We start from the raw sequence: 6,034 nt of genomic DNA on the forward strand, positions 1-6,034 counted from the left end.
TCCCCCACGTCCCCAACAGGCCGCAGATTGGCCGAACTGCCGCTCATGCCCGCTGCATTACGGGGTAACCGGGCTTCCGGTGCCCCGAAGTGTCCCGGAGGAGGAGCCAGCACGATGACCGTGACGACCCCGCACCCGCAGCCGACAACCACCATCCCCGCCCCGACCCCGTCCCCGCGTCCCCAGGCCAAGGGCGGGGCGGAGGACGCCGACTGGCTGGAGCTGACCGAGGCGGTGCGCGAGGCGGGCCAGTACGCGACGAGGGCGGAGGCGGAACGCGTCACCCGCATCGTCCTCTCGGCGCTGGGCGGCCACGTCACCGGCGACGAACGCGTGGCCCTGGCGCAGGCGCTCCCCCGCGAGGCGGGCCGAGTGATCGCCTCCCAGATCCCCGCGACCCACCCCCTGACGGCCCGCGAGTTCGTCGAGTCGGTGGCCACCCGCATCGAGGGCTCGACCCCCGCCACGGCCCGCTGGGACGTCAGCTCGGTCCTCAGCGTCCTGGCCGACCGGGTGGGCGACCCCCTGACCACCCGCCTCCTCACCCAACTCCCCCCGGGCTACGCCCTCCTCTTCGGCCGAGCGGACCTGGCACCGACGGCTTGACCACCCGACGGGCGCCGCCCTCACCACGCGGCGCCCGTCGTCCGCAGGCGTTCGCTAGAAGAGCGTGGAGGCCGCAGGCAATGTGAAGTACGGCGCTGACCAGTGCACTGAACCGTCTTGGTCGGCTTGTGCCACGTGTTGCAACAACAGGGCCGTAGGGTCCTGGAGGTCTACCTCAGCATCCTTGCCTAGCAGGCGAGCTGTGGTGGGTATGGATGGGTAATCCATTCCCAAGAGGCTACATATGTGCTCGAACTCTGCGTTCCTGTTGTCCTGACCCAGGTTTCCATGGAGGTAGTCGCGTAGACGCGAGCAGATGTCGAGCATTGCGTTCCCGCTATCGGTAACCTGATATATACCGCCTTGCAGACTCTCGCTTTCCATGAAGCCGATGATGAAGAGACGCTCGGTCTCGGATCGTAGGGCGTTCAGATTTACGTCTAGGGCCTTCGCTGTGTGCTTGTGGCTGAGGTAGCCGTACGCCTTGACGTGGGAAAGAATCGTAAGGGGAAGGCCGGGACGTCGTGAGGCGGCGAATCTCTTCACGTCTTGGGGAGTGAGCCCGCCGAGAGCGACGTGCATGAGGAGGTCCTTGGTGATCTCCGTCCGCAGGAAGTCGTACGTGGACTTCTTGGTCCCCTCGTTGTCTGCCTTGAAGTCTGCTGGCACCCAGAAGACCCGCAGGCGAGACAGGCGGTCACGCATGGGAGTGTCGAGATAGGACTGGGTTACTTCGGCGAATCGCGCGCGGAGCCGGCTCTCATGGCGGGCAATGTAGACGGCGGCAGAGACATCGCGCTCGTTGAGGAGAGTCCGGAGGTCCTTGTCGATGCCATCACCGCCGTGCTGCCACAAGGTTTGTCCAACGACTACCTTCGACCAGTCCTTCTTGAGGTCACAGGAGAAGTCGAAGAGCTTGCGCTGCCCCTCTGTGTAGCCGAAGAGTCCCGATCTCGAGGCGCTCTCCATGATGCGCAGGGCTGCGTCTGAGAGGAATTCGTGCTCCAGTGATGTTGCCATGGCGACTCCAGGGGCGAAGAGAAGTCCGTCTACCTTGCGGGGTTCCTCGTGTATCCGTTGCCATCCTGATAGGTGACGCTGATTCCCTCTACATGGAGGAGGTCCAGCAAGTCATCCTGCGGCCTTTCCGGGAGGAGCGCGACTAGCTTGGGGCGCGGCTTGATGTGTCGTACGTAGTCTTTGAGTTGGCCGATAGCCGTGCGCACTTCCTCACGGCTACTTTCGCCTCGCACTGAATACAGTTCGTGCTCGGTGGCATCGTAAAGGTCTGTCGTGAGGGTGGTTGTCGTGCCGGCGACCTTTATCTGATACGCGTAAACTTTATGGCCTCTGGTGGTGAGTTCCTCAAGGTACTCGTTCCGGAGTTGCGACTGGCGGTGTTCGGCGATCAAGCTCGGTTGCGCGGCGCGCCTGCTCTCGGTTGCACGCTGCTGTCGGGGGGCTACCTTCTTGGGGGTAGTTTTCTTGGGCTCGGGCAGCTTGGTCGCAGCTACCGTTGCCAACACCCTCTGTGCATCGGTTACTTCCGCGGGTCTGACCAAATCCTTCGGTAGGCGTTGGTATTCGCCCGTGGGGCGCAGACGGAAAACGATGATGCGGCGTGGCTTGTGGTGCTGGTCCTTCGCCTCGCGTACGGTGTACGGCTGCTTTGGATCCAACGCGAACTCGCCGATGTAACGTTGCTGCTTGGCACCGGACTTGGAGCCAGGAACCTTGCCCTCTGCCATGAACACTCGCAGGGATCGTCCGGCTTCCGCGTGGTACAGGACTGCCGCGTTGCGGGATCCCTTCGTCCCTAGGAACGTCTGGTCGCCGCTGGTTCCCTGACCTGTGTACTCAAAGATCGGCCCAAGCTCGTCCTCTTCTGCCAGCCAGCCGTCTTCGTAGCCGTACTGCTTGCCACTGTCATGGTCTACGTAAATCAGGACGTTTGGGGTGGTAGTGGAGGGGAGGATCCCTCCCTGGCTCCCTCCACCAAACAGCTCATCCATGTCCGCGCGCGTGGTCAGGAGCCCAGGGGTGATCGAAGGTATGCCCATACCTTGACGTTAGCTGATCAGACTGACATCAAAGTTGGTCAACTAGCCGGCGTTGATGGCGGCATAGCTCCATACGTCGGCCGGCAGCTCATGCTCAAGTCGCCATGTGATCGCCATCGGTTTGCTACCGGTGTGGTGCTCGTAGATGGCGGGGCCCAGGAGCATCCAGGGCTGGGACTTGCCGATGTCGGTGCTCTTGTAGCGGCGCATGAAGAGCAGGACGTGACTGCCTTGGCGGACGTGTTGTTGGTAGCGCTGGCCAGTGGGGGAGTTCTCCGAAGTCGCGTTCTGCGACTCCCAGTGGAAGAGCGTCGGGCTCAGTGCATAGTCCTTGTATCGGACCGTGGGGGAGAAGTCCTTCTCGTTCTTTTCTAGGGTGACGAGGAGTGCGTCGGTCTTGAGTTCTTCGACCCACTGCACGCCCTGGGCGAACGATCGGGGCATCTGACCGCCGAAGCGGGCCACACCAAGAGCTGCGAGGATCTCTGAGCGGTTGTAAGCGCTGTGCACCTTCAGCGGGAGAGCGCGGTGGGGGCCCGAGAGGTCGATCGGGTAGTGGTCGGCTCGTTCCATGACGAACGTCAGCACCTGCCGCAACTCGTCACGGACTGCCCGGTGCGCCCGCAGCGCCTCTAGTCCTGCTTGGTAGCTGGTGTAACCGCCGGCGTCATCCCACAAGTTGAAGAAGAGCATGCGGGCATACGCCTGCTCGGTTGCTGTAAGACTGTCGTAGCCAGGGGCGTCGTCGGCCAAAAGCTTGAGGTAGGCATGCGCCCGCTCAGGATCGTCTACGTGCAGAAACGCATGAACCCTCTTGAGTAGCGCCGCTTCACCGGCTGGAGCTGGTTCCTGTACCAGTCCGGCCTTCCGCAAGACGGTTGTCCAGGAGTTGTCGCTCTTGTACAGCTCCTTGATCTCCCGGCGGCTCTCTCGGAGATAGTCCGCGAGGCGCGGAGTGTGATATTCCCTGACTTCCTTCACCAGGGTTTTGATTGTGGCGTTGAGGTGTGAGCGAATGTTACCGAGGACGAGCTCCTTAGCCTTGCCTTCCAAGATGATCTGGCATCCGGAGGGCAGTTGCGGGAAGTCATGCTCGATATGATCGACGAGCCGGTTACGAGAAAGGTTCGTTAGGGCGCGGAACTGTTCTTCAAGCCGGAACTCGGCTCGGTGTTGGCCAATGAAGTCGAGTACGGTGACTACCGGCTTGGTCTCCGTGCGGCGAAGACCTCGGCCCAGTTGCTGGAGGAAGACGGTCGCGCTGTTGGTGGGGCGCAGCAACAGCAGGGTGTCGACGTCAGGGATGTCGAGGCCTTCGTTGAACAGATCGACGGAGAAGATGACCTGGATCTTGCCGACGCGAAGGTCGGCTAGCGCCTGTGTCCGGACATCGGCGGGCGAGTCGCTGTCCAGAGCCACGGCTTGGAAGCCGGCCGCACGGAAGAAGTCGGCCATGAAATGGGCGTGAGCCTTGGACACGCAAAAGCCGAGAGCCCGCATGGTCCCTGGGTTCGATACCTTGTCGCGGACCTGCTTGACAACGATGCGGGCACGGGCGTGATTTCCGGTGTAGACCCCGTCAAGGTCGCGATCGGTATAGGAGCCCTTCTGCCAGGTGAGACGGGTGAGATCGGTTCCGTCGGGGATACCGAAATAGTGGAACGGGCACAGGAGGTCGTTTTCGAGGGCTTCCCAGAGTCGCAGCTCAGCTGCGATGCGACCGCCAAAGAACTCGTCTTGAACATTCAGGCCGTCCATGCGCTCGGGAGTGGCCGTGAGGCCCAGGAGCTCTTTCGGCCTGAAGTGCTCGATCACCCGACGGTACGTGGCCGCCGTGGCATGGTGAAACTCATCGATGACGATGATGTCGAAGTGTTCTGGTGCCAGCTGCTCCAGCCGTTGAACACTGAGTGACTGCACGCTGGCGAACACGTGGTTCCAGTGAACAGGGTCCTGACCTCCGTAGAGCTGCTCACCAAAGGATGCGTCATCGAGTACCTCGCGGTACTTGCGGAGGGATTGGTCGAGGATCTCCTTGCGATGGGCTACGAAGAGCAGTCTCGGATATGCGTCTCCCCACTTCTTCCGCAGGTCGCGATAGTCCAAGGCAGCCATCACTGTCTTGCCGGTGCCGGTTGCAGCTACGAGGAGATTGCGGTTCCTGCCGCGGATCTCACGCTCGACGCGCAGGCGCTCCAACATGTCCCGCTGGTGAGGGAAGGGCCGTACCTCAAGCCCAGACAGACTGATGTGTAGGTCGGTGGTCGGGCTTGGCCCACCTGCCTGAGTCAGGGCGCGGTCAAGACGTTCGCCGTCCGAGTCGGGGTCGTACGTTTCGAATGCGCTGTCATTCCAGTACGCATCGAAGGTCGCCTCAAACTTGTTGAGCACCGCTGGCGTGGCAACTGAGGACAGTCGGACGTTCCACTCCAGGCCGTCGAGGAGCGCCGCCTTGGAGAGGTTCGAACTGCCGACGTACGCCGTGTCAAAGCCGCTATTGCGTCGGAAGAGCCAAGCCTTGGCGTGCAGTCGAGTGGAGCGAAGTTCATAGTTGACCTTCACTTGCGCACCGAAGTCGCGAACAAGACGGTCCAGGGCATGGCGGTCGGTTGCGCCGATATAGGTGGTCGTGATGACGCGAATCGGGACTTTACGGTCCCTGGCAGCGCGTAGGGCGTCTTCGAGTACGCGCAGGCCGTACCACTTGACGAACGCGCACAGGAGATCGATCCGGTCGGCCGTCGCCAACTCGGCGCGTAGTTCGCTCCCCAGGCTGGGGTCGTCCGGCGAGTTGGTGATGAGGGCCGTCTCCGACAGCGGAGTGAGCGGACGCATGGCGTACACGCCAGGTGCTTCCTGTGCCGCCAGGGCTAGCAGTTGGCGCGGCCCCTCCGCGATGGCACTCGCGGCGTCATCATCGGAAGGGTCACTGGCCAACGCCTGCAACACTCGATTGGCGATGGAAACCTGCTGGTCGTGCGGGACTTGGCTGAGCTTTCGACCCACAGCTTCACCGACGTAGCGGGCCAGGACGTGCGGGGTGGACTCGGCACTGACCTCGACGTCGATGGCCTTCCAGCCAGCGGCCTCTAGCCCCTCCACTCGTTCCTGGACGTCTTCGGTGACGAGCTGCTCATAGATGCCCGCGACTGGTTTCCCCAGACCCCCCGGTTGCGTCACGCCAGCTCCTTGATCAGTCGTCGCTGTCCACACACGGTGCATCGTGTGGGTCCTGCTCTGTTCTAACAGCAGACACTGACACGAGTGGACGGACTGAGCCCGAGGGCGGCCCTAGGTGGCTAGGCTCCGTGACAGGTGCCGTAGGCCTCCCCCGCCCCACACCAACACCTGTCTCTTATTACACATCT

At 62.4% G+C, this 6,034-nt stretch carries 5 protein-coding genes; 1 reads left to right on the top strand and 4 read right to left on the bottom strand.

Going from position 1 to position 6,034, the window contains the following annotated elements; all coding sequences use genetic code 11:
* Window positions 1–114 precede the first annotated feature (114 nt).
* Window positions 115–606 carry a DUF2267 domain-containing protein gene (locus CCN44_RS36370; RefSeq protein WP_086702920.1) on the top strand — a complete coding sequence of 164 codons (492 nt, stop codon included), beginning with the start codon at window positions 115–117 and terminating at the stop codon, window positions 604–606.
* Window positions 607–660: 54 nt separating this feature from the next.
* Here the strand turns inward: CCN44_RS36370 and CCN44_RS36375 are convergent, their stop codons facing one another.
* From CCN44_RS36375 to CCN44_RS47960, 4 genes are all read right to left on the bottom strand, one after another.
* Window positions 661–1,626: a hypothetical protein gene (locus CCN44_RS36375; protein ID WP_086702923.1), complete on the bottom strand. Its 966-nt coding sequence runs from the start codon at window positions 1,624–1,626 to the stop codon at window positions 661–663.
* 29 nt (window positions 1,627–1,655) lie between these two features.
* Complete coding sequence (locus CCN44_RS36380) at window positions 1,656–2,666, bottom strand: hypothetical protein (RefSeq protein ID WP_059249758.1); 1,011 nt, start codon at window positions 2,664–2,666, stop codon at window positions 1,656–1,658.
* A gap of 42 nt (window positions 2,667–2,708) precedes the next feature.
* On the bottom strand, window positions 2,709–5,888 hold the full coding sequence (locus CCN44_RS36385; RefSeq protein WP_167404065.1) for a DUF3427 domain-containing protein: 3,180 nt from the start codon (window positions 5,886–5,888) through the stop codon (window positions 2,709–2,711).
* Between the two features lie 77 nt (window positions 5,889–5,965).
* Complete coding sequence (locus CCN44_RS47960) at window positions 5,966–6,025, bottom strand: SEC-C metal-binding domain-containing protein (RefSeq protein WP_086702930.1); 60 nt, start codon at window positions 6,023–6,025, stop codon at window positions 5,966–5,968.
* Between the last annotated feature and the right edge of the window lie 9 nt (window positions 6,026–6,034).

This window comes from Streptomyces tricolor, from assembly GCF_002155905.1.
In the GTDB taxonomy this organism is placed as follows: Bacteria; Actinomycetota; Actinomycetes; order Streptomycetales; family Streptomycetaceae; genus Streptomyces; species Streptomyces tricolor.

What these genes read in the sequence shown, in the direction of transcription:
- CCN44_RS36370 (WP_086702920.1), top strand. Translation starts at nt 115, where the DNA reads ATGACCGTGACGACCCCGCACCCGCAGCCGACAACCACCATCCCCGCC.
- CCN44_RS36375 (WP_086702923.1), bottom strand. Translation starts at nt 1,626, where the DNA reads ATGGCAACATCACTGGAGCACGAATTCCTCTCAGACGCAGCCCTGCGC.
- CCN44_RS36380 (WP_059249758.1), bottom strand. Translation starts at nt 2,666, where the DNA reads ATGGGCATACCTTCGATCACCCCTGGGCTCCTGACCACGCGCGCGGAC.
- CCN44_RS36385 (WP_167404065.1), bottom strand. Translation starts at nt 5,888, where the DNA reads ATGCACCGTGTGTGGACAGCGACGACTGATCAAGGAGCTGGCGTGACG.